Raw genomic sequence first — 24,048 nt, 5'->3', positions numbered from 1 at the left:
CTGGAGGGGTATATGGGAAGGGATAAAGAGTTTTTAGATGGATATTTAATTGTTGAATTGAATTCCTTTTGTATTGAAAAGTTTATAAATTTAGCATACAATAACGGGATAAAGTTATGGGATATAAATAGAAAAGATTTAATAACTGTACAGTTTAAAATTTCTTCAGATGACTTTAAAAAAATAAAAAAGGTAGCTAAAATTACCAACTCAAAAATAAAGATTGTACAAAAAAAGGATTAGGATTTTATGTATATAAAGTATTAAAAAGAAAACTTTTTATTTTAGGAATTATAGTTTTTATATTTATTTTGTATTATTTATCAAATTTAATTTGGATTATTGATATTAGGGGAAATAAGAATATATCTAATGATGAAATTGTAAAAGCTCTATATAAAAATGGCATAAAAATTGGTGTAATGAAAAATAAATTAGATTTAAAACATATTGAAAATAATATTGTAAATGAAATAAAACAAATATCATTAATTAGTCTTTCTATTGATGGTGTAAAATTAAATGTTGAAGTAGTAGAAAGAACTTTGCCGCCAGAAATTGTAGATATTGAAAGTCCTGTTGATATTATTGCTAAGAAAGATGGGATTGTTACAAAGATATTTTGCTACAGAGGTACTCCACTAATAAAACCTGGTGAATATGTTAAAAAAGGTCAGATTTTAATTACTGGTGATATTTTTAGAACTAATAGAAATGATAACTCAAAGGAATATGTAAAAACTATACATTCAATAGGAAGTGTCTATGCTAAAGTTTGGTATGAAATATTTGAAGAACAGGAGTTAATATACAACAATTCAGAACGTACAGGTAATTATATAAAAAATGAATATATGATTATAAATGGAAAAAAGATATACATAAATAAAAATGATGCTAAATTTGAAAATTATGATAAAATAGAAAATAGAACTAAGATTAATTTATTAGGATATAATATACCAATAGAAAAAGTTGAAGAAAAAATATATGAATTAAAAGTTACTAAGGTTAATTATTCTATAGATGAAGCGATTGAGATAGCTAAAAATAAAGCAGAACAAGAAATAAAAAAACAGATTCCAAAAGATGCTACTATTTTAGATAAAAAATATGATAAAATAATAGAAAAAAATAAAGTAAAAGTTAGATTACTTATTATAACTGAAGAAAATATATCTTATGAACAGCATAGATAGTTAGGAGGTTAATAATGCAAAAAGAATCAAAAATAGTAATTGATAATTTGGAACAATTAGTTAATCTATTTGGTAAGTTTGATGAAAATATTAAAATAATTGAGCAATGCTTTAATGTTTTTATTATTAATAGAGATAATGAAATTAAAATAACGGGTGTAGGACAAGTAGATTTAGCTACAAAAACAATTTTAAAGTTGCTTGAAATAGCAAAAAGAAATGAAATAATAAATAAGCAAACAGTTAACTATATAATAAGTCTTGTTTTAGAAGATAGTGAAGAGAAAATTGAAAATATTTTAGATGATGTAATAATAACAACAGCAAAGGGTAAGCCTGTAAAATGTAAAACTTTAGGACAAAAGACCTATATTGATTCAATACGTAAAAATGAGATAGTTTTTGGAATAGGTCCTGCGGGTACTGGTAAAACATATCTTGCAATTGCTATGGCAGTAAAATTTTTAAGAGATAAGAAAGTAAATAGAATAGTTCTTACAAGACCGGCTGTAGAGGCTGGTGAAAGATTAGGTTTTTTACCAGGTGATTTACAAGAAAAAATTAATCCATATTTAAGACCACTATATGATGCATTGTTTGATATTTTAGGAGTAGAAAACTTTAACAAATATATGGAATCGGGCATTATAGAAGTTGCACCTCTTGCTTATATGAGAGGAAGAACACTTGATGATTGTTTTATAATACTGGATGAAGCACAAAATACTACACCAGAGCAAATGAAAATGTTTTTAACTCGTTTTGGATATGGCTCAAGAATAGTTGTAACAGGTGATTTAACACAAATAGATTTAGGACAAGGTAAAGTATCAGGTTTAAAACAGGTAACAAAAATATTAAAAAATATTCCAGGTATTGATTTTATCTATTTCAGTGATAAAGATGTAGTAAGACATAAGTTGGTTTCAGAAATAATAAAAGCATACAACAAATATGAAGAAGAAAATGAAAATAGGTGATTATATGAATTACAAAAGTAAAATAATTGAAGATTTAATAAGTGAAAAATTAAAGAAAATAATAGTTTTTTTAATTACTTTTATAGTATTATTTATAATTAGCTTTTTTACTGTTATTCCTAAAAAATATTCATTACAAATTGGAGATATTGCACCAATTGATATAAAAGCTCCAAGGGATTTTGAAGACGAAGAGGCAACGCAAGAAAAGATAGATAAAGCATTAAGTGAAGTTTTGCCTAAATACAATAAAGATTTAAATATTGCAAAAAAGTCAATTGAAGATATAAATAAGCTAATTGAGAATGTTAAATATCAAAAAGAACAAAATGCTAATGAGACTACTAAAATTGAAAATATAAAGAATTTAGTTATGATAAGTTTAAGTGATGAAGATATTAAATCATTATTGAAATTAAATGAACAAGAATTAGACGCTTTAGATAAATTTCTAAATGATGTTTTGATTAAAGTCCTATCTTTAGATATTAGGGAAAACAATTTAGACGACATTAAAAAAGCACAACAAGACCTTGATTTTTATATAAAGTCTTCAACATTAAATAAAAATTTAAAGGACTTAGCAAATTCAATAGGGGTAGCATCGATAAAGCCTAATATGTTCTATGACTATGAGAAAACTGAAGAATTGAAACAGCAAATAAGAAGACAAATAGAACCAGTAGTTATAAAGAAAAATCAAAATATAGTTCTAAAAGGAGAAGTTATTAATCAACATCACTTAAATTTGATGTCCAAAGCAGGTATATTATCTCAAAATAGAAAAAATGACTTTATTTTAATTTTAGGTGTAACTATATTAATTTTATCAACTCTTATTTTATTAGTATTTTTAGTTAAAAATGAAAGTAATGTTTATTCAAATTTAAGTTTTTATGTTATTACTTGTATATTACTTATAATTACAGCAATTTTAACATTTGCTTTTAAAATTATTTCAGTTTACTTTATTCCTGCAAGCTTTTTACCAATATTGTCTACTTTGATATTTGGTTCGAAAACAGGTTTGATTATATCACTTATTAATACACTAATAGTTATAATACTTACAAACTTTAATATTAATGTTTGTATTATGTATGTTATGAGTTGTATCTTAGGTACTTTTTTTACATCAAAAGTTCATGAAAGAAACAATATTTTATTAAGTGGACTATATGTAGGAATACTAAATTTTTTAATATTATATGCTATAAATATATTAAACAATACAATATATACACAGGCTGTATACAGCAGTATTTTTGTTTTTTTAAATTCAATTGTTTCATCAATTTTTGCAATAGGTGTTTTACCAATCTTTGAACAAGTATTTAACATTTTAACACCAATAAAATTATTAGAACTTTCAAATCCAAATCAAATACTTTTAAAAAAATTATTATTTGAAGCACCGGGTACCTATCACCATAGTATATTAGTTGGTAATCTGGCAGAAGCAGCTGCAAATGAAATTGGAGCAAATTCATTACTTGCAAGAGTAGGTGCATATTATCATGATATTGGTAAAATTAAAAGACCATATTTCTTCAAAGAAAATCAAATAACTAATGATAATCCCCATGACAAAGTTACACCAAAATTAAGTGTATCAATTATAACTTCACATATTCGTGATGGTTTAGAGCTTGCTCAAAAATACAAATTACCAAATATTATTCAGGATATAATAATGCAACATCATGGAACGACTCTTGTAAAATATTTTTATGTACAGGCATTGAATGAAGGAGAAAATATTATAGAGGATAATTTTAGATATGAAGGGCCTAAACCCAATTCAAAGGAATCAGCAATAATAATGCTTGCAGATAGTGTTGAAGCAGCAGTAAGATCATTAAATAGTCCTACAGTTGATGATATAAAAAATATGGTGGAAAAAATAATTTATGAAAAAATATCTGATAATCAATTAAGTGAATGCCCATTAACCTTCAAAGATATAGAAAAAATAAAAGAAGTGTTTATAAAGGTTTTATTAGGAATATTTCATACAAGAATAGAATATCCAGATACAACAAAGGAGGATAAAAATGATTGAAATTGATAATAGACAAAATAAAATTGATTTTACAGAGGAAATGAAAAAATTGATTAGTAAAGCTGTAGAAGGCACTATTAAATACGAAAATTTTAATAAACCCTATGAATTAAGCATAATAATAACTGATAATAATGAAATAAAAGAAATTAATAAACAATTTAGAGGAATAGATAAAGAAACGGACGTTTTATCTTTTCCAATGTTAGATTTTGATGATGGATATTATGAAGACGGTGAAATTGAGGTGGACATAGAGGATATAAATCCTGAAAGTGGAGCTGTTGTATTAGGAGATATGATTATATCATTGGAAAAAGCAAAGGAACAATCAGTCGAATATGGTCATTCCTTTGAACGTGAATTGGCCTTTTTAGTTGTACATAGTATGCTGCATTTATTGGGATATGATCACGAAGAAGAAAAGGATAGAATAATAATGAGACAAAAAGAAGAGGATATATTAAATAATATAGGTCTATCAAGGTAAGGTGAAAATATGAAATTAAAAAAAATATCTGACAGTTTTAACTATGCTATTGAAGGAATTATATATGCAATAAAAACTCAAAGAAATATGAAAATACACCTTATAGCAGCAATACTTGTACTATTTTTAAGTTTATTTTTTGACTTTTCTAAACTTGAAATATTAATTTTGTTTTTTACTATAACTTTAGTTATTGTGTTAGAGATGATTAATACAGCTATTGAAGCTACAATAGATGTAACTGCTAATTATTATCATCCTTTAGCAAAAATAGCAAAGAACGTTGCAGCTGGAGCAGTTTTGGTATCTGCAATAAATGCTGTTATTGTTGGTTATTTATTATTCTTTGACAGATTAAAACCTATATCTAATACAGTTCTTTTTAAGATAAAGCAATCAGATATAACTGTAGTATTTATTTGCCTAATATTAGTTATAATAGCAACTGTTATTATAAAGGCAATATATGGAGAAGGTACTCCCTTAAAGGGTGGTATGCCAAGTGGACATAGTGCACTTGCCTTTGCGGCAGCAACAGCAATATCGTTATTTATTCAGGATCTCCTAATAATCACTTTAGTATACTTTTTAGCATTTCTTGTTGCTCAAAGTAGAGTGGAAGGAAAAATACATTCGCTTTATGAAACTATTGTTGGGGCATTACTTGGAATATTGATAACAATATTTATTTTTAAATTGTTATCATAAGGGTAATGCCCCTTTTATTTAAGATTAATGTAAATTATATTTTTTTTTTGATAAAACTATTGAATTTTTCATAAAATTATATATAATAATAATTCCTACAGTAAAAATAGAGGGGGAATAATAATGGAGTACAAAAACTTAGTTGAAATAGCAAAACAAGCAATGGAAAAAGCCTATGTTCCACATTCTAAATTTAGAGTAGGTGCAGCGTTACTAACATCTGATGGTAAGGTTTTTACTGGTTGTAATATTGAAAATGCTACATTTGGAGCAACAAATTGTGCTGAAAGAACAGCAATTTTTAAGGCTGTATCCGAAGGATACAAAAACTTTGAAAAAATTGCTATAATCAGCGATAGTTCAAATTATACATATCCTTGTGGAATATGCCGACAAGTAATAATAGAATTTGGTAAAGACATTGAGGTTATTTGTTCTAATAAAAATGGAGAATATAAAGTTTACAAAATAACTGAATTACTTCCATTTGCTTTTACAAGTGATGATATTGAAAGGAGCAATACAAATGAGTAATGATTTTAAATCAGGTTATGTTACAATAGTTGGTAGACCCAATGTAGGTAAATCAACTTTAATTAATTCTATAATGGGAGAAAAACTACTTATAACTTCTAACAAACCACAGACGACAAGAAACACAATACAAGCAATTTTAACTAAAGACAATTACCAAATAGTTTTTATGGATACACCAGGTTTGCATAAGCCTAAACATAAATTAGGAGAGTATATGGTTAAAGTTGCACAAAGTACTTTATCACAAGTTGATGTAGTAGTTTTTGTTACAACTCCTGAAGAAGAGCTTAATATAGGTGATAAGTATATAATAGATCAAATAAAAAATTCAAAGACAAGAAAAATTTTAGTTATAAACAAGGTTGATTCTGTTAGTAAAGAAAAGATAGCAAAGACAATTGATACATATTATAAATATTTTGCTTTTGATGAAGTAGTGCCAATATCAGCTCTTAAGCAAAAAAATATTGATGAACTTATTAAAGTTATAGTTAACAATTTACCGTATGGACCAAAATATTTCCCAGATGAAATGATTACAGATCAACCTGAAAGATTTGTTGTAGCCGAAATAATAAGAGAAAAACTTTTACATAACTTACAAGAAGAAGTACCACATGGTACCGCTGTAGAAATAGTTACTATGAAGGAAGATAAAGATAAAAATTGTATTAACATCAATGCAACAATCTATTGCGAAAAAGATTCCCATAAGGCTATAATAATAGGTAAAGGTGGACAAATGCTCAAAAAAATAGGTCAGAGTGCAAGAATAGAAATAGAAAAATTTTTAGGATCAAATGTATATTTAGAACTATGGGTAAAGGTTAAGAAGGATTGGAGAGACAGTGATTCTATATTAAAGAGTTTAGGATATAAATAATAAAAGGAGTGATGATTTTGTCTATACACAAAGTTCAAGGAGTTGTTTTAAAGACACGGAACTATAGTGATTATGACAAAATCATCACTATTTTTTCGGATAAATATGGAAAAATCGATGTTTTATGTAATGGAGCAAGAAGAACAAAAAGTAAGCAACTTCATTTAACTCAACAGTTTTGTTTTGGGGAATTTTTATTAAGCAAAAGTAAAGATATGTATGTATTAAGTTCAGGAAGTCTCAATAATTCATTTCAGACACTTTTAAATGACTATAAAAAATTGATGTTAGGAACATATTTCTTAGAATTCATTGATAAATCAATTGAAAGTGAAAATAAAAATGTTTATATATTGGCACTTTTATTAAAAACTCTATACATATTAGAAGATGGTAATGTTGATAACTATCTCCTAAAAGTAACATTTGATTTTAAATTAATTTCTTTACTTGGATTTACTCCTCAAGTTTTAAAATGTATTAAATGTGGTAGAAAAACATTAGATGAAGCATATTTCAATATTATTGAAGGCGGACTTATATGCAATAATTGCAATAATGAAAAAGGGAATAAGCTTAATAAAAAAGTAATAGAATTATTAATACAAATAAGGAATATAAAATTAGAAGATTTGGGTAAAATATATTATGATAAAGAAACATTAAATTTAGTAGATGATATTTTAGATAAGTACATTAACTATCACTTATCAATAAAACTAAATACAGTTGAATTTATAAAAAATATTTTTTAGGAGATGGTTGTATGGAAGAAATTACATTAGAGAAAATTGATATACTAAGACAACGTGCAAATGTTAGTTATTCAGAAGCAAAAGAAATATTACAAAAAAACAATGGTAATTTAATTGATGCTCTAATTGAATTAGAATCAAAGCAAAAAACATTTACACAAAATGTTGTAGAAGTAAGTAATGAATTAACTGAAACAATAAAAGAAATAATTAAAAAAGGGAATGTAACAAGAATAAAAGTTAAAAAAGATTCAAGGGTTTTAGTTGATATACCAGTTAATGCTGGAGTTGCAGCGGGTGCATTATCATTACTCAATCCATATCTTTTAGTAATCGGTGCTATCGCTGCAATTGCAACAAAGGTTTCGCTTGAAATAGAAAGACCAAATGGAAATGTTGAAATAATTAATGATATTATTAAAGAAAAATATGACGAAGTTAAGGATACTATACAAGAAAAAGTCAGTGATATTAAGGAAAATACAACAAATTTAAAGTCAGATGTAGAGGAAAAAATAGAGGAATTTGCGAAGGAATTAAATAAAAAGAAAGAATAAGTCAGTTAATTCTGACTTATTCTAATTTTTTGACATCATATACTATTGCAAAATTTAGAAATAGTGATAAAATATACATAAAAGATTAAATATACATAAATACCAGAAATTAAATAAAATAAAAAATGTACAAAAAATTATTACAATTTGTTGTTTTTATATAAAATATATTGTAATTATTTCTCTGCATTTATATAATAATATATAATATTAGATGTATTTATGCATAATAAATGCAGAGAGGGTGATTACTATTAAACTGACAAAAAGACAAGAAGAAATAATTGAATTAGTGAAAAAAAATCAACCAATAACAAGTGAAAAGCTTGCTGAAATGTTAAATGTTACAAGGGCAGCACTAAGACCAGATTTAGCAATTCTAACAATGACAGGTATTCTTGAGGCAAGGCCTAAAGTAGGTTATTTATATTCAAAAAGAAGTAATAATAGCTTAATTTTTGAGGCAATAAAAGATATAAAAGTATCAGAAATAAAATCTAAACCAGCAATTGTAACAGAAGATACAACAATATATGATGCAATTGTTCAATTATTCTTAAATGACGCAGGGACAATTTTTATTGTTAATAATGGTTATCTAACAGGGGCAGTTTCAAGAAAGGATTTCTTAAAAATAGCAATGGGAAATTCAGATATGCATAAAGTTCCTGTTGGAATAATTATGACAAGAATGCCTAACATAATAACAGTTACAGATGATGATCTTGCATTTGATGCAGCAAAGAAAATAATTGAACACGAAGTAGATAGTCTACCTGTTGTAGAAAAGGTTATACAAGAAGATGGTAAGGAATTATACAAAATCACAGGAAAAGTATCTAAAACAAATATAACTAAGCTATTTGTTAGATTAGGGGAAGGAAGATAAAGGGGCTTTTATAAGGATGCGGGACATAATATGTCCCATAGGGTTTGGTACAAATATAATTAATATAAAGCAACAAAGACAGGGGGTTATCAACATGAGTCAAAAAAAGTATGTTTACCTTTTTAGTGAAGGTAACGCAAGTATGAAGAATTTATTGGGAGGTAAAGGTGCAAATCTTGCTGAAATGACAAACATTGGTTTACCTGTCCCACAAGGTTTTACTGTAACAACAGAGGCTTGTACGAGGTATTATGAAGATGGTCAGGTAGTAGGGGAAGATATTGTAGAACAAATTTTTGAGCACTTGAAGAAATTAGAGGATATCACAGGTAAAAAATTTGGTGATCCTTCAAATCCATTACTTGTATCAGTAAGATCAGGTGCAAGAATATCAATGCCAGGAATGATGGATACTATATTAAATTTAGGTTTAAATGATGAAACTGTAGAAGGCTTATCTAAGCTAACAAACAATGAAAGATTTGCATATGACAGCTATAGAAGATTTATACAAATGTTTAGCGATGTTGTTATGCAAATAGATAAGAATTTGTTTGAAAATATTTTAGATGAAGTTAAAGAAGAAAACAATGCAAAATATGATACTGATTTAACTGCTGAAAATTTAAAAGAAGTTGTAAGAAGATATAAGGAATTATATAGAAAAGAAAAGGGAGAAGATTTTCCAAATGATCCTAAGGTACAATTATTAGAAGCAGTAAAGGCTGTATTCCGTTCTTGGAATAATCCAAGAGCAATAGTATATAGAAAATTGAATGATATACCAGGGGACTGGGGAACAGCTGTTAACGTACAAATGATGGTATTTGGTAATATGGGCGAAACATCAGGTACAGGTGTTGCATTTACAAGAAATCCATCTACAGGTGAAAACAAAATTTTTGGAGAATTCTTAATGAATGCACAAGGTGAAGATGTTGTTGCAGGTATAAGAACACCACAAAGTATAGAAACACTAAAAGAAGTAATGCCAGATTGTTATGATGAATTTATGAGAATAGCTAATATACTTGAAAAGCACTATAAAGATATGCAGGATATGGAATTTACAATAGAACAAGGTAAGCTTTTCTTCTTACAAACAAGAAATGGTAAGAGAACAGCACAAGCAGCTTTAAGAATTGCCGTAGAAATGGTAGAAGAAGGCTTAATAACAAAAGAAGAGGCAATCCTTAAGGTTGAACCAAAACAGCTTGACCAATTATTACATCCAATGTTTGATCAGAACGAATTAAAGAATGCTAAGGAAATAACAAAGGGATTGCCAGCATCACCTGGTGCAGCTTGTGGTAAAGTTTATTTTACAGCAGAAGAAGCAAAATTAAAAAGACAACAAGGTGAGAGAGTAATCTTAGTTAGAACAGAAACATCACCTGAAGACATTGAAGGTATGGTTGCAGCTGAGGGTATTTTAACAGCAAGAGGAGGTATGACATCACACGCTGCTGTTGTTGCAAGAGGAATGGGTAAATGTTGTGTTGCAGGTTGTGGTGAAATAAAAATAAATGAAGAAGGAAAATATTTTACAGTACAGGATATTGTTATAAAAGAAGGAGATTATATTTCAATAGATGGAAGCACAGGAAAGGTTTATGGTCAAAAAATTAAGACAGTTGAACCAGAAATATCAGGATATTTTGGAACATTTATGGAATGGGCTGATAGCATAAGAAAACTTAAGGTTAGAACAAATGCTGATACTCCAAGGGATGCAGCACAGGCAGTTAAATTTGGTGCAGAAGGTATTGGCCTATGTAGAACAGAACATATGTTCTTTGATGAAGATAGAATACCAGCTGTTAGAGAGATGATAGTAGCAAAGACAGAAGAACAAAGAAGAAAAGCATTAGACAAATTATTACCTATGCAAAGACAAGATTTTATTGGTATTTATGAAGCAATGCAAGATAGACCTGTTACTATAAGGTTATTAGATCCACCATTACACGAATTCTTACCACAGGAAGATGAAGATATTAGAGAACTTGCAAGTACAATGGGAATATCATACGAAGAATTAAAAGCGACTGTTGATAGCTTAAAGGAATTCAATCCAATGCTTGGCCATAGAGGTTGTAGGTTAGCAGTTACATACCCAGAAATTGCTGAAATGCAAACAAGAGCAATTATTGAAGCAGCTATAGATGTTAAAAAGAGATTAGGTTATAACATTGTACCTGAAATAATGATTCCACTTGTAGGTGAAGTAAAGGAATTAAAATTTGTCAAAGATATAATAGTAAAAGTTGCAGATGAAATAATTAGGAAGTCAAATGTAGAATTAGAATATAAAGTTGGTACTATGATTGAAATCCCAAGAGCTGCTTTAACTGCAGATGAAATTGCAAAGGAAGCTGAATTCTTCTCATTTGGTACAAATGATTTAACACAAATGACATTTGGTTTTTCAAGAGACGATGCAGGTAAATTCTTAAAGGACTACTACGACAAGAAAATATTTGAATATGATCCATTCCAAAAGCTTGATCAGACAGGTGTAGGTAAGCTTGTTAAAATGGCTTGTGAGTTAGGTAAGCAAACTAGACCAGATATTAAACTTGGTATATGCGGAGAACATGGTGGTGAACCATCTTCAGTTGAATTCTGCCATAATGTTGGTCTAAACTATGTATCTTGTTCACCATTTAGAGTTCCAATTGCAAGATTAGCTGCAGCACAAGCTCAAGTTAAAAATCCAAGAAACTAATAACATAAGGGGCTGATTCACAGCCCCTTAATATTTTTGATTGAAAAATTCAATTGAATTAGCTATAAATTGTTTATGGTATTCTTTTTGTGAGATTGTATCTTTCAATATTTTATAAAAGGCTTTTTTATTGCAATGATGAATATTTTTATAATAATCACGTGTTATCTTCCATATCTTATTTGGAAACATCAATTGTGCTAATAGTAATTTAAATTCTAAATAATTAATAGAACGATTTTTTTCATAATATTCTACAGCTTGTTTAAATAAATTAAAATCCCAACATGTACTTTTCCTTTTTAAAATTCTTTTTATGAATACATAAAAATCATTTATTGAATAATCATATTTTGACTTGTCAAAATCAATAATATTAATGTCTGAGTTAAAAATGATATTTTTATTGACATAATCATAATGGCAAATAGACTTCTCTAACTCTTTACTATTAAAATCTATTTGTGATAATAGATATAATGATTCTTTAGCACATTCTATGTAGTAATCTGCATTATCAATAAATAACTTAGAAAAATCATCCTTATAATAGAAAGCTTTGTTTGATGTATTAAGTAACTGTGAAAAATGTTTTGAATAACTATCATATATTCCATTGTCACCGTATATAATTCTACTTCCATTTATACTTTTAAAATTTTTTGTTACTAAATGAATTTTAGCTAAACAATAAGAGGCATTTAACACGTCATCTATATTATCATAATCACATTTGCGTCCATCTATCCAATCCATTAATATAAAATAATCACCCATATAATTTAAATAAGGAATACCTGTATTTGTTTTTAAAAATCTGGGACATTTTATATTAAATATATTTAACCATTCAATTACTGAGTATATAAATAAAAGAGTAGGTTCATTGTGATAAGTTTTTTTTAAGCATTTATTACCTGTATTTGAATAGATTTTATAAACTGCCCGAGCCTTATCCGTATCTTTTGCTTTAATATTCTCGATTTTTATTGCATTACAATTAAAATGACTTAGTATGTATTTTATTTCTTCCTTCGAATAATCTTTTCTTGATGCTTGTATAACATTATATTCCATATAATATCACCTCTTTTATCATTAAAATTATATGTTTTTTATGTAAATATTAGAATAAATAAGTATCATATCTATAATAATAAAATTGTTAGAAAAAAATAAATTATCAAATTTAGAAGGTAAATGAAAATTTTTGTTGTATATTATAAATTAATAGATTAAAATATTGTGGTGATTATTATGAATATACGTGAGCAGTATGAATTATTAGAAGAAAAAATACTTTCTCCTTTAGCTACTAAATCTAAAGATACAATGGGACGGTTAAAACCCGAAGAAAAATGTAGCATAAGAACTGATTTTCAAAGAGATAGGGACAGAATTATACATTCAAAAGCTTTTAGAAGATTAAAACATAAAACACAAGTATTTATTGCTCCTGAAGGCGACCACTATAGAACACGCTTAACACATACATTAGAGGTTTCACAAATTGCAAGAACAATTTCAAGAGCATTGCGTCTTAATGAAGATCTAACGGAGGCAATAGCATTAGGCCATGACCTCGGTCATACACCTTTTGGTCACACGGGAGAAAAGGTGCTTGATAAAATAACTAAAAATGGTTTTAAACATTATGAACAAAGCTTACGTGTTGTTGATTTCTTAGAGAAAGGAACAGGATTGAATTTAACATATGAGGTTAGAAATGGCATACTGTGTCATTCAGGTGATTTAATTGCAGATACTAATGAGGGAAAGGTTGTAAAGTTAGCAGATAAAATCGCATATATAAACCACGACATTGATGATGCAATTAGAGCAGGTATTTTATCCTTTGATGATTTGCCAAAAGAATGTATAAAAGTTTTAGGTAAGGGACATTCAGATAGAATCAATACTATGATTACTTCAGTAATTGATTATGCGTTAAAATTTGGAGAGATTTCTTTAACAGGAGAAATTGGTCAAGCAACCTGGGAACTTAGAGAATTTATGTTCAAAAATGTATACATTGGTTCTAAGGCAAAAACAGAAGAGGAAAAAGCAGTTAAAATGCTTGAAACTTTGTATTATTATTATATAAATAATATACATAAACTTCCAAATGAATTCAAAAATAAAATAGATGTGTGGGGAGAAGAGAGGGTTGTTTGCGATTTCATAGCAGGTATGACTGATAGATATGCTATTAATGAATTTGTTAATATATATGTTCCAATGCCTTGGGGAAGAATATTTTAATTTTTTGTAAACAAGAAGGATTTATATATATGATGTCGAAATAAATATAATTGTGTCATATATAAGATAATAATTTTAAAATTTTTTAATTATAAAAGAGGAATTTAACTAATTTTGTAGAAATATAAAGGTGATAAGATGGGTAGAATACCAGAAGATATAATTAATAAAATTATTGAATATAATGATATAGTCGATGTTATATCAGAATATGTGAAGCTTAAAAAGGTTGGACGAAATTATGTTGGTGTATGTCCATTTCATAATGATAAAGGCCCATCATTAAGTGTATCTCCTGACAAACAGCTTTTTCACTGTTTTGGTTGTGGAGCAGCAGGCAATACAATTGGTTTTATAATGAAAATTAGAAATTATGATTATAAGGATGCTCTTCTTTATTTAGCAGAACGAGCAGGTATTGATGTAAGTTTTGATGAAAGTAAAGATAAAAATAAAGATTTAAAGGAAAAACTATATAAAATAAATCTTGAAGCAGCAAGATATTTCTATAATAATTTGAAATCAACCAAAATTGCATTAAATTATTTATATTCAAGAGGAATTGATAATAAAATAATTAATAGGTTTGGATTAGGCTATAGTTTAAATGAGTGGGATGCTTTAATAAAACATTTAAAGAATATGGGTTATTCAGAAGAAGAAATGTCTTTAGCTGGATTATTGGTAAAATCAGAAAAGGGTATATATGATAGATTTAGAAATAGAATAATGTTTCCTATTTTTGATGTGAAAGGTAGAGTTATTGCATTTGGTGGACGTGTATTGGATGATAGTAAACCAAAATATTTAAATACATCAGAAACTTTGGTTTTTGAAAAAGGTAAGAATTTATATGGTTTAAATTATGTAATAAAAAATAAAAACTTAGAAAGTATAATTGTTGTTGAAGGTTATATGGATTGTATTAAACTTCATCAATTTGGATTAAATAATGTTGTTGCATCTTTAGGTACTGCTTTAACAACAGAACATGCTAAATTATTAAAAAGGTATACAAATAATATTTTTATATGTTATGATTCTGATGCTGCTGGTCAAGCTGCTACATTAAGAGGAATTGAAATTTTAGAATCAGCAGGATTAAATGTAAAGGTAATTATTGTTCCAAGTGGTAAAGATCCTGATGAGTTTGTTAAAAATAATGGAATTGATGAATTTAAAAAATTAATAAAAGATGCATTATTTATTACTGATTATAGGATATTAAAAGCAAAAGAAGGAAAGAATATTAAAAATCAGTTTGATAAGGTTAAATATGTTAATGAAGTTGTTGATATAATTTCTAAACTAAAAGATGAAGTTTTAGTTCAACATTACTCAGAAAAACTATCAGAAGAAACAGGAATTTCCCTAAATGTTATTATTGATAAAGTTAATAAAAATAGATCAAATATAACAAGTAAGAATAATAATTCAAATATAAGGAATAATATTAAAGGAAATATTTACAATTTAATACCAGCTAATAAAAAAGCAGAAGCATACATACTATCTATACTTTTAAACTATCCATCATTTTATGAAAAAGTTTTTACGGCTATAAAGCCTGAAGAATTTTTGACTGAAGTATACAGAGAACTGGCCCTTGAAGTTTTAACAAAAATACCTAAGGGTGAAGAAATAGATAAAAATTATTTTTTAAATAAGTATCAAGAGCAAGAAAAAATAGAGGACGTAGCAAGGGTTTTTTCATATTCAATAGGTAGTGAAGATGATATGGAAAAATTATTATATGATGCAATTAAAACTGTTAAGCGTTTTTCATTAGAACAAAAAATTAATAATTTAAAAAGCCAAATTAAAAAATGTGAATTAGAAAATGACATACATAAATCTGTACAACTAATGGAATATCTAATAGAACTTCAAAAGAAATTAGACCAAATATAGTGCCTGTGAAGGGAGGTATACTTTTGAAAAAAGAAGCATCAAAGCAAAAGAAACAAGATAAAAAGGCAGAAGAAAATCAATCAAAAGGCGCTAAGATGTCAATAGTTAAAGAATTAATTGAAAGGGGTAAAAAGGCTGGGTTTTTAACATACAAGGAAATAATGGAAACATTAGGTGATGTTGATTTATCATCTGAACAGATTGACAAAATATACGAAATATTAGAATCAATGGGTATTGAAGTTCTTGAGGATATGGATGATTTTAACCCAGAACAACTTTTAGAAGAAGACCTTGATTTATCAATTCCAGAAGGAATAAGTATTGATGACCCTGTTAGAATGTATTTAAAGGAAATTGGTAAAGTTCCATTACTTTCAGCTGATGAAGAAATTGAGCTTGCTAAAAAAATAGAAAAAGGGGATCAAGAAGCAAAGAAAAAACTTGCAGAAGCAAATTTAAGACTTGTTGTAAGTATAGCAAAAAGATATGTTGGGAGAGGTATGTTATTTCTTGATTTAATTCAGGAAGGTAATTTAGGTCTCCTTAAGGCAGTTGAAAAATTTGATTATAGAAAAGGTTATAAATTTTCAACTTATGCAACGTGGTGGATAAGACAGGCTATAACAAGAGCTATAGCAGATCAAGCAAGAACAATTAGAATACCTGTTCATATGGTAGAAACAATAAATAAATTAATAAGAGTTTCAAGACAACTTCTCCAGGAGTTAGGAAGAGAACCATCAGCAGAAGAAATTGCAAAAGAAATGGATATGGAAGTTGACAAAGTAAGAGAGATACTAAAAATAGCTCAGGAACCAATATCTCTTGAAACTCCTATCGGTGAAGAGGAAGATAGTCATCTTGGAGATTTTATACCTGATGATGATGCACCTGCACCAGCAGAAGCAGCAGCATATACTATGCTTAGAGAACAATTAATGGATGTATTAGATACACTTACTCCAAGGGAGGAAAAAGTTCTAAGATTAAGATTTGGATTAGATGATGGTAGAGCAAGAACATTAGAGGAAGTAGGTAAAGAGTTTAAGGTTACAAGAGAAAGAATTAGACAAATTGAAGCAAAGGCTCTAAGAAAATTGAGACATCCAAGTAGAAGCAAAAAATTAAAGGATTATTTAGATTAATAGGCTTACAGCAGTAGGCCTTTTATTTTTAAAGGAGTGAAGAAATTGTTATTGTCTAATAGATTAGAAGCTCTATTTAATATGATAGATAAATCAAAATGTTTGGCTGATATAGGTACAGACCACGGATACATACCAATAAAGGCTATATTAGAAGAAAAATGTGAAAGAGCAATTGCAAGTGACATAAAAAAAGGACCTATTGATGTTGCTTTAAAAAACATAAAGAGATATGGTTTGCTTGATAAAATAGATTTAAGAATAGGTCCTGGTCTTACAACCTTAAAAGAAGGGGAAGCAGAAACCATTGTTATTGCAGGAATGGGAGGAAATTTAATTGCTGATATTATTAAAAACGATATACATGTAGCTAAAAATTCAAACTACCTAATTCTACAACCAGTACAATATCCCGAGATTCTAAGGCAAGAACTTTATAATATGAACTTTTATATAATTGATGAGGAAATTATTAAAGATGAAAATAAGTATTATCATATATTAAAGGTTACTTATGGTAAAAAAAATAAATACAATTTACAAGCAGAATTTTTTGTAGGTCCAGTAAATATAATGAAAAAAAGTAAAGAAACTTTAAATTATATAGATGACAAAATAATACATTTAGAAAAAATTTTAATGGGATTAGATATTAATTTACATTATAATAAATATAAAGAAGTTGAAAATTTAATAAATAGTTTTAAGGAGTTGAAAAAATGTCTGTAATATTAAAAGATTTCATAAATTTTATTGAGGAACGTTATCCAAGAAAATATGCAGAAGAGTATGATAATGTTGGTTTATTAGTTGGAGATGAAAATAACAAAATAAATAAAATTTTAGTAACGGTAGACATTACCAAAGAGGTTGTAAAGGAAGCAATTGAAAATAAGGTAAATCTAATTATAAGTCACCACCCATTAATATTTAAGCCAATAAAAAATTTAAATAAAAAAAGTAGTTTTGCAACGATGATATATGACTTAATAAAAAATGATATAAATGTTTATGCACTTCATACTAATTATGATATAGCTAATGATGGTATGAATGATGTCATATCAAAAAAACTAAATTTAAAAAATGTGTCTGTTCTTGAAGAAACAAATAAAGAAAAATTATATAAAATTATAACATATATTCCTACAAAATATGCAGAAGAACTAAAGGAAGCCTTGTTTAATGCAGGGGCAGGTTGTATTAGTAAATACGATAAATGTTCCTTTAATGTTTTAGGTGAAGGTACATTTAGGCCATTAAATGGAACTAACCCATTTATTGGCCAAATAAATAAATTACAAAGAGTTGAAGAAATTAAAATTGAAACTATTGTAACTGCCTCAAATTTAAACACTGTTATAAATACTTTAGTTAAAAATCATCCCTATGAAGAACCAGCATTTGATATTATAAAGCTTGAAAATACTCTCCCTCAAGGATTAGGAAGAATAGGATATTTAGATATCCCACTTTCTGCTAAAGATTTTGCTATGCAAGTAAAAAAAATATTTAATCTACAAATGATTACATTAATCGGTGACAAAAATAAAAAAATTAATAAAGTTGCTGTTATAGGGGGATCGGGTAGCGATCTAATTAATGTTGCAAAGTCTAAAGGATGTGATTTAATTCTAACTGGAGATGTAAAACATCATATTGCAATCGATGCTATCGAAAATGACATCGTTGTGTTGGATGCAACACATTTTGGACTTGAGCAGGTATTTATTGAAGATATATATACATTATTGTTAAGCAATTTTGATGGTATTGAAGTTATGAAAACCTACTTTAAACAACCATTCTCTTTTATATAGGTAAATTATTCTTGTTTACAAAGTCGATTATAAGTGATATAATCTAAAAATGTAACAACGAAATAATGTTGAGTAAGCTGAATGGTCGCTGCCGTGGTTATTCACGGGAGAGGAAAGTCCGAGCTCCATAGGGCAGGGTGCTGGGTAATACCCAGTGGGGGCGACCCTAAGGAAAGTGCAACAGAGATATACCGCCATAATCAATCACTTTGATTGATGAGTGCAACTTTGGTTGCGTGGTAAGGGTGGAAAGGTGAGGTAAGAGCTCACCAGCGCACTGGCGACAGTGTGGCTCTGTAAACCCCACCTGGAGCAAGACCAAATAGAAGGGCATATGTGCTGGCCCGGCACGCCCTCGGGTAGTGTCGCTTGAACCTACTGGCAACAGTAGGTCTAGATAGATGACCATTCTCGACAGAACTCGGCTTATAGGCTTACTCAATTTTATTAGTATAAAAGCACTGCCTTTGGCAGTGCTTTTTATGCTGTTTCTTCCTTTAAAACAAACTTCTTTATTACGTGGGCAACCCCATCTTCTTCGTTAGTCTTTGTTACATAATCAGCTTTTTTCTTTACTTCTGGAAATGCATTTCCCATAGCAATTCCTAAACCTGCATATTCTATCATATGTATGTCATTTTCAGCATCTCCTATGCAGATTATTTCACTTGGTTTAATTCCAAGTTTCTCTGCAAGTAATCTTACGCCAAATCCTTTATTGACCTTATTATTTAGAAATTCTAAAAAGAATGGTGCACTTCTAACTATTGTATATTTATCATATAATTCCTTTGGAAGCGATTCAATAACTTTATTTAACTTTTCCTCAGGATCGACAAACATTATTTTTACGATAGTTGTATTTTTATCTATAGCATCAAAATCAACAATTTCCAATGGTATGTTGTTCATAGTAGCTTCAAGTTCACTATACTGATTTATTTTAGGTGTAATGCAGCTATTTGGAGTTAAAGCATGTATATTTACATTTAATTCTTTACTTAAATTATATAATTGCTTTAAATCATCTAAAGACATAACATTTTGTGCTATAATTTTACCTGACTTCACTTCTTGTACAATAGCTCCATTATAAGATACGGCATATTCATTTTCATCTATAAGGCTAAGTTCCTTTAAATATTTTTCTATTCCCTTGGTTGGTCTGCCGGTAGCTAAAACAATCTTAATTCCCTTTCTTCTTGCAAATTGTATTGCTTCCAAATTAGATTTTGAAATTTCTTTATTTTCGTTTAATAGGGTACCATCCATATCTAAAGCTATTAATTTATACATCTTATTTCCCTCCATAAATTATTTGATTACGTTAATATTATAACAGCTATAATGCAGCATAATATTAATAATTTGTTAACATTAGGTGTAAATAAAAATTATGTTGGGAATAATACTATAGGAATAATAATTAAAAATATATTAAATTTCTATTGATAATGATTATTTTTAAATATATAATATAAATATAATAATATAAGAAAGAAGGGGTACCAATGGCAAGAAAAATGAAAACAATGGATGGTAATACCGCTGCAGCACATGTAGCCTATGCATTTACAGAAGTAGCTGCTATTTATCCTATAACTCCATCTTCTAATATGGCAGAAAAAGTAGACGAATGGAGTGCAGCAGGAAGAAAAAATATATTTGGTCAAGAAGTAAAGGTTATAGAAATGCAATCTGAAGCAGGTGCTGCAGGTGCGGTACATGGTTCACTTCAAAGTGGTGCATTAACTACAACATTTACTGCATCACAGGGATTATTACTTATGATTCCTAATATGTACAAAATCGCTGGTGAATTATTACCAGGGGTATTTCATGTAAGTGCAAGAGCAATAGCAGCACATGCTCTATCAATATTTGGAGACCATCAAGATGTTATGGCAGCAAGACAAACAGGATTTGCACTACTTGCTTCTGCAAGTGTTCAAGAAGCAATGGATTTAGGAGCAGTAGCTCATCTATCAGCGATAAAATCAAGGGTGCCTTTCTTACATTTCTTTGATGGATTTAGAACATCACACGAAATGCAAAAGATAGAAATACTTGAGTATGATGAATTGGCTAAACTTGTAGATTATAAAGCACTACAAGAATTTAGAAATAGAGCGTTAAAACCAGAAAGCCCAGTAACAAGAGGAACAGCTCAAAATCCAGATATATATTTTCAAGGAAGAGAAGCTACAAACAGATTTTATGATGCCGTTCCAGATATAGTTGAATCATATATGAATGAAATCAACAAACTAACAGGAAGAAACTATAAACCTTTCAATTATTACGGTGCACCTGATGCTGAAAGAGTTATAGTTGCAATGGGTTCAGTTTGTGAAACAATTGAAACAGTAGTAGATTACTTGAATTCAAAGGGAGAAAAGGTTGGTTTATTAAAAGTTAGATTGTTTAGACCTTTCTCAATTAAACATTTTATAAATGAAATGCCTAAGTCAGTTAAGTACATAGCTGTTTTAGACAGAACAAAGGAACCAGGTTCATTGGGAGAACCATTATATGAAGATGTTAGAGCAGCATATTATGATATGAAGGATAGACCTGTTATAGTTGGTGGAAGATATGGATTAGGTTCAAAAGATACTACTCCAGGTCAAATAATTGCAGTTTTTGACAACTTAAAGCTTAATGAGCCTAAAAATAAATTTACAATAGGAATTGTAGATGATGTTACATATACATCTTTACCTATTGCAGATGAAGTGGATGTTACTCCTGAAGGAACAGTTTCATGTAAGTTCTTTGGATTTGGTTCGGATGGAACTGTTGGTGCAAACAAGAGTTCCATAAAGATTATAGGTGATAAAACAGACTTATATGCTCAAGCGTACTTTTCCTATGATTCTAAAAAATCTGGTGGTGTAACAGTATCACATTTAAGATTTGGTAAAAAACCTATTAAACTTCCTTATTTGATTAAAAAGGCTGATTTTATTGCATGCCATCATCCATCTTATGTATATAAATATGATGTTTTAGAAGGAATTAAAGATGGTGGAACCTTCTTACTAAATTGTATGTGGTCTAAGGAAGAATTATCTGAAAAACTTCCTGCAGAAATGAAAAAGACCTTAGCAGAAAAGAATATTAATTTTTATATAATTAATGCCTTTGACCTTGCAAGTAAGATAGGTTTAGGTGGAAGAATAAATATGATAATGCAAACAGCATTTTTTAAACTAGCAAATATAATTCCTTTTGAAGATGCAGTTAAGTACTTAAAGGATGCAGTAGTTGAAAATTATGGATTAAAGGGCGAAGAAGTTGTTAAGATGAATCATACTGCAATTGATAAGGCAATAGAATCATTGGTTAAAGTAGATATTCCATCAGACTGGAGAAATGCTGAAGTAAATAAAAATATAGATAATAATAAACCAGAATTTATTAAGAAAATATTAGAACCAATGAATAAATTAAAGGGTGATGAATTACCCGTAAGTGCATTTGTAGGTATTGAAGATGGTACATTCCCATCTGGTACAACAAGATATGAAAAAAGAGGAATAGCAGTTAAGGTACCTAAGTGGCTACCAGAAAATTGTATTCAATGTAATCAATGTTCTTTTGTATGTCCACATGCAGTAATAAGACCATTCCTATTAACAGATCAAGAAGTTAACAATGCACCTGTAGGATTTAAGTATCTAAAGGCAGGTGGAGGAAAGAATTTTGAAGGATATAATTTTGCATTACAAATAAGTGTTCTTGATTGTACAGGATGTGGAAACTGTGTTCAAGTATGTCCAGCAAAGACTAAGGCACTTGAAATGGAACTAATCGAAACTCAAATGCATGAACAAAAGAACTATGATTATGCATTTAGTTTACCAATGAAACCTAATCCAATGAATAAGGAAACAATAAAGGGAAGTCAATTTGAACAACCATTATTTGAATTCCATGGAGCATGTGCAGGTTGTGGTGAAACACCATATATAAAAGTTTTAACTCAACTATATGGCGATAGAATGATTATAGCAAATGCAACAGGTTGTTCTTCAATATATGGTGGTAGTGCACCTTCTACACCATATTGTAAAAATGAAAAGGGTTATGGACCAGCCTGGGCAAACTCACTATTTGAAGACAACGCAGAATATGGATTAGGAATTCATTTAGGAGCAAAACAAATAAGAGAAAGAATGGTAAGTAAATTACAAAGTATAGTTGAAATGATAGATGATGCTGCAGTTAAGGAAGCTGTTATAAAATATATAAACAACAATAATGATAAAAAACAATCAAGAGCTGTAGCTGAAGCAATGGTTGAAAAGTTAAAGGAATATAATGCTACAAATGAAAATGTTAAGCAAGTTGTTGAAGATGTTTTAATGCATAAGGATTATCTATCAAGAAAATCAACATGGATTATAGGTGGAGATGGATGGGCGTATGATATAGGATTTGGTGGATTAGACCATGTAATTGCTTCAGGTGAAGATGTAAAGATCTTAGTTTTAGATACAGAAGTTTACTCAAATACAGGAGGTCAATCATCAAAAGCAACTCCAGCAGCAGCTATTGCACAATTTGCTGCATCCGGTAAGAAGACTAAAAAGAAGGACCTTGGTATGATGGCAATGAGCTATGGTTATGTATATGTAGCTCAAGTTGCTATGGGAGCAGATAAAAACCAATATCTAAAGGCTTTAGTTGAAGCTGAAAACTATGATGGACCAGCAGTTATAATTGCATATTCACCTTGTATAAATCAAGGAATAAAGATAGGTATGGGAAATACTCAAGAAGAAGCAAAACGTGCAGTAAATGCTGGATATTGGCATCTTTACAGATATAATCCAATGCTTAAGGAAGAAGGTAAGAATCCATTTGTATTAGATTCAAAGGAACCAACAATGTCAATTAAAGAATTCTTGATGGGTGAAGTAAGATATGCAGCATTATCTAAAGTTCAACCAAAACTTGCTGAACTAATGTATAAGAAGGCTGAAGAAGATTTGAAGGAAAGATACGAAGTATATAAAAAATTAGCAGAACAGTAATTTGATTAAGGCACTGCATTGCAGTGCCTTTTAATTTATAATATAATATACATAATACAACTAAAATAAGAGGTAAGGTG

Annotated in this window: 18 protein-coding genes, 1 other RNA gene and 1 pseudogene; 18 read left to right on the top strand and 2 right to left on the bottom strand. The window is 28.7% G+C overall.

What is annotated here, in order from left to right; translation table 11 throughout:
* The first annotated feature begins 12 nt into the window (after window positions 1–12).
* The 11 genes and pseudogenes from yqfD (at window position 13) to ppdK (ending at window position 11,788) form a co-directional block, all read left to right on the top strand.
* Window positions 13–1,199, top strand: a pseudogene (gene yqfD, locus JG776_RS04160) (sporulation protein YqfD).
* A 14-nt stretch (window positions 1,200–1,213) separates the two neighbouring features.
* Window positions 1,214–2,179 (top strand): PhoH family protein, encoded by a 966-nt coding sequence (locus JG776_RS04155; RefSeq protein ID WP_291964970.1) that lies wholly within the window; start codon window positions 1,214–1,216, stop codon window positions 2,177–2,179.
* 4 nt (window positions 2,180–2,183) lie between these two features.
* A complete protein-coding gene (locus tag JG776_RS04150) occupies window positions 2,184–4,241 on the top strand; it encodes an HDIG domain-containing metalloprotein (protein ID WP_291964969.1) in 2,058 nt (685 codons plus the stop codon).
* Window positions 4,234–4,731, top strand: coding sequence for an rRNA maturation RNase YbeY (ybeY, locus tag JG776_RS04145; RefSeq protein ID WP_291964968.1), 498 nt, complete (start codon window positions 4,234–4,236; stop codon window positions 4,729–4,731). The genes JG776_RS04150 and ybeY overlap by 8 nt, the downstream gene beginning before the upstream one ends.
* Window positions 4,732–4,740: 9 nt before the next feature.
* The gene (locus tag JG776_RS04140; RefSeq protein ID WP_291964967.1) at window positions 4,741–5,439 is read left to right on the top strand and encodes a diacylglycerol kinase; all 699 of its coding nucleotides are present in this window, start codon (window positions 4,741–4,743) and stop codon (window positions 5,437–5,439) included.
* A 123-nt stretch (window positions 5,440–5,562) separates the two neighbouring features.
* Entirely contained in the window at window positions 5,563–5,973 is a 411-nt protein-coding gene (locus JG776_RS04135) for a cytidine deaminase (RefSeq protein WP_291964966.1), read from the top strand.
* Window positions 5,966–6,859: a GTPase Era gene (era, locus tag JG776_RS04130; RefSeq protein WP_291964964.1), complete on the top strand. Its 894-nt coding sequence runs from the start codon at window positions 5,966–5,968 to the stop codon at window positions 6,857–6,859. Before JG776_RS04135 ends, era begins: the two co-directional genes overlap by 8 nt.
* Window positions 6,860–6,876: 17 nt before the next feature.
* The gene (gene recO / locus JG776_RS04125) at window positions 6,877–7,614 is read left to right on the top strand and encodes a DNA repair protein RecO (protein WP_291964962.1); all 738 of its coding nucleotides are present in this window, start codon (window positions 6,877–6,879) and stop codon (window positions 7,612–7,614) included.
* A gap of 11 nt (window positions 7,615–7,625) precedes the next feature.
* On the top strand, window positions 7,626–8,171 hold the full coding sequence (locus tag JG776_RS04120) for a DUF4342 domain-containing protein (RefSeq protein WP_291964960.1): 546 nt from the start codon (window positions 7,626–7,628) through the stop codon (window positions 8,169–8,171).
* A gap of 253 nt (window positions 8,172–8,424) precedes the next feature.
* Window positions 8,425–9,060: a helix-turn-helix transcriptional regulator gene (locus JG776_RS04115; RefSeq protein ID WP_035166071.1), complete on the top strand. Its 636-nt coding sequence runs from the start codon at window positions 8,425–8,427 to the stop codon at window positions 9,058–9,060.
* A gap of 94 nt (window positions 9,061–9,154) precedes the next feature.
* Entirely contained in the window at window positions 9,155–11,788 is a 2,634-nt protein-coding gene (ppdK, locus tag JG776_RS04110; RefSeq protein ID WP_291964958.1) for a pyruvate, phosphate dikinase, read from the top strand.
* Window positions 11,789–11,815: 27 nt separating this feature from the next.
* Here ppdK and JG776_RS04105 read toward each other — a convergent pair whose 3' ends face one another.
* The gene (locus tag JG776_RS04105; RefSeq protein ID WP_291964956.1) at window positions 11,816–12,865 is read right to left on the bottom strand and encodes a CotS family spore coat protein; all 1,050 of its coding nucleotides are present in this window, start codon (window positions 12,863–12,865) and stop codon (window positions 11,816–11,818) included.
* A 180-nt stretch (window positions 12,866–13,045) separates the two neighbouring features.
* On the opposite strand from JG776_RS04105, the gene JG776_RS04100 reads away from it, so the two are divergent.
* The 6 genes from JG776_RS04100 (at window position 13,046) to rnpB (ending at window position 19,374) form a co-directional block, all read left to right on the top strand.
* Window positions 13,046–14,050 carry a deoxyguanosinetriphosphate triphosphohydrolase gene (locus JG776_RS04100; RefSeq protein ID WP_291964954.1) on the top strand — a complete coding sequence of 335 codons (1,005 nt, stop codon included), beginning with the start codon at window positions 13,046–13,048 and terminating at the stop codon, window positions 14,048–14,050.
* 138 nt (window positions 14,051–14,188) lie between these two features.
* Window positions 14,189–15,961, top strand: a complete 1,773-nt coding sequence (gene dnaG / locus JG776_RS04095) for a DNA primase (protein ID WP_291964952.1) — start codon at window positions 14,189–14,191, stop codon at window positions 15,959–15,961.
* A 17-nt stretch (window positions 15,962–15,978) separates the two neighbouring features.
* On the top strand, window positions 15,979–17,109 hold the full coding sequence (rpoD, locus tag JG776_RS04090; RefSeq protein WP_027308591.1) for an RNA polymerase sigma factor RpoD: 1,131 nt from the start codon (window positions 15,979–15,981) through the stop codon (window positions 17,107–17,109).
* A 45-nt stretch (window positions 17,110–17,154) separates the two neighbouring features.
* Window positions 17,155–17,838, top strand: a complete 684-nt coding sequence (locus tag JG776_RS04085; protein WP_291964950.1) for a tRNA (adenine(22)-N(1))-methyltransferase TrmK — start codon at window positions 17,155–17,157, stop codon at window positions 17,836–17,838.
* Entirely contained in the window at window positions 17,829–18,929 is a 1,101-nt protein-coding gene (locus tag JG776_RS04080) for a Nif3-like dinuclear metal center hexameric protein (protein WP_291964948.1), read from the top strand. The genes JG776_RS04085 and JG776_RS04080 overlap by 10 nt, the downstream gene beginning before the upstream one ends.
* 69 nt (window positions 18,930–18,998) lie before the next feature.
* Window positions 18,999–19,374: RNase P RNA component class A (rnpB, locus tag JG776_RS04075), an RNA gene on the top strand.
* Between the two features lie 35 nt (window positions 19,375–19,409).
* Here the strand turns inward: rnpB and yidA are convergent.
* A complete protein-coding gene (gene yidA, locus JG776_RS04070) occupies window positions 19,410–20,225 on the bottom strand; it encodes a sugar-phosphatase (protein ID WP_291964946.1) in 816 nt (271 codons plus the stop codon).
* 215 nt (window positions 20,226–20,440) lie between these two features.
* Between yidA and nifJ the strand changes: the two genes are divergently transcribed.
* Window positions 20,441–23,968 (top strand): pyruvate:ferredoxin (flavodoxin) oxidoreductase, encoded by a 3,528-nt coding sequence (gene nifJ / locus JG776_RS04065; protein ID WP_291964944.1) that lies wholly within the window; start codon window positions 20,441–20,443, stop codon window positions 23,966–23,968.
* Window positions 23,969–24,048: the final 80 nt, after the last annotated feature.

This window comes from Caloramator sp., assembly GCF_020054765.1.
GTDB lineage: Bacteria > Bacillota > Clostridia > Clostridiales > Caloramatoraceae > Thermobrachium > Thermobrachium proteoclasticum.
The sequence above is the reverse complement of the archived record's forward strand: the minus strand, read 5'-3'. Positions and strand labels throughout refer to the sequence as shown.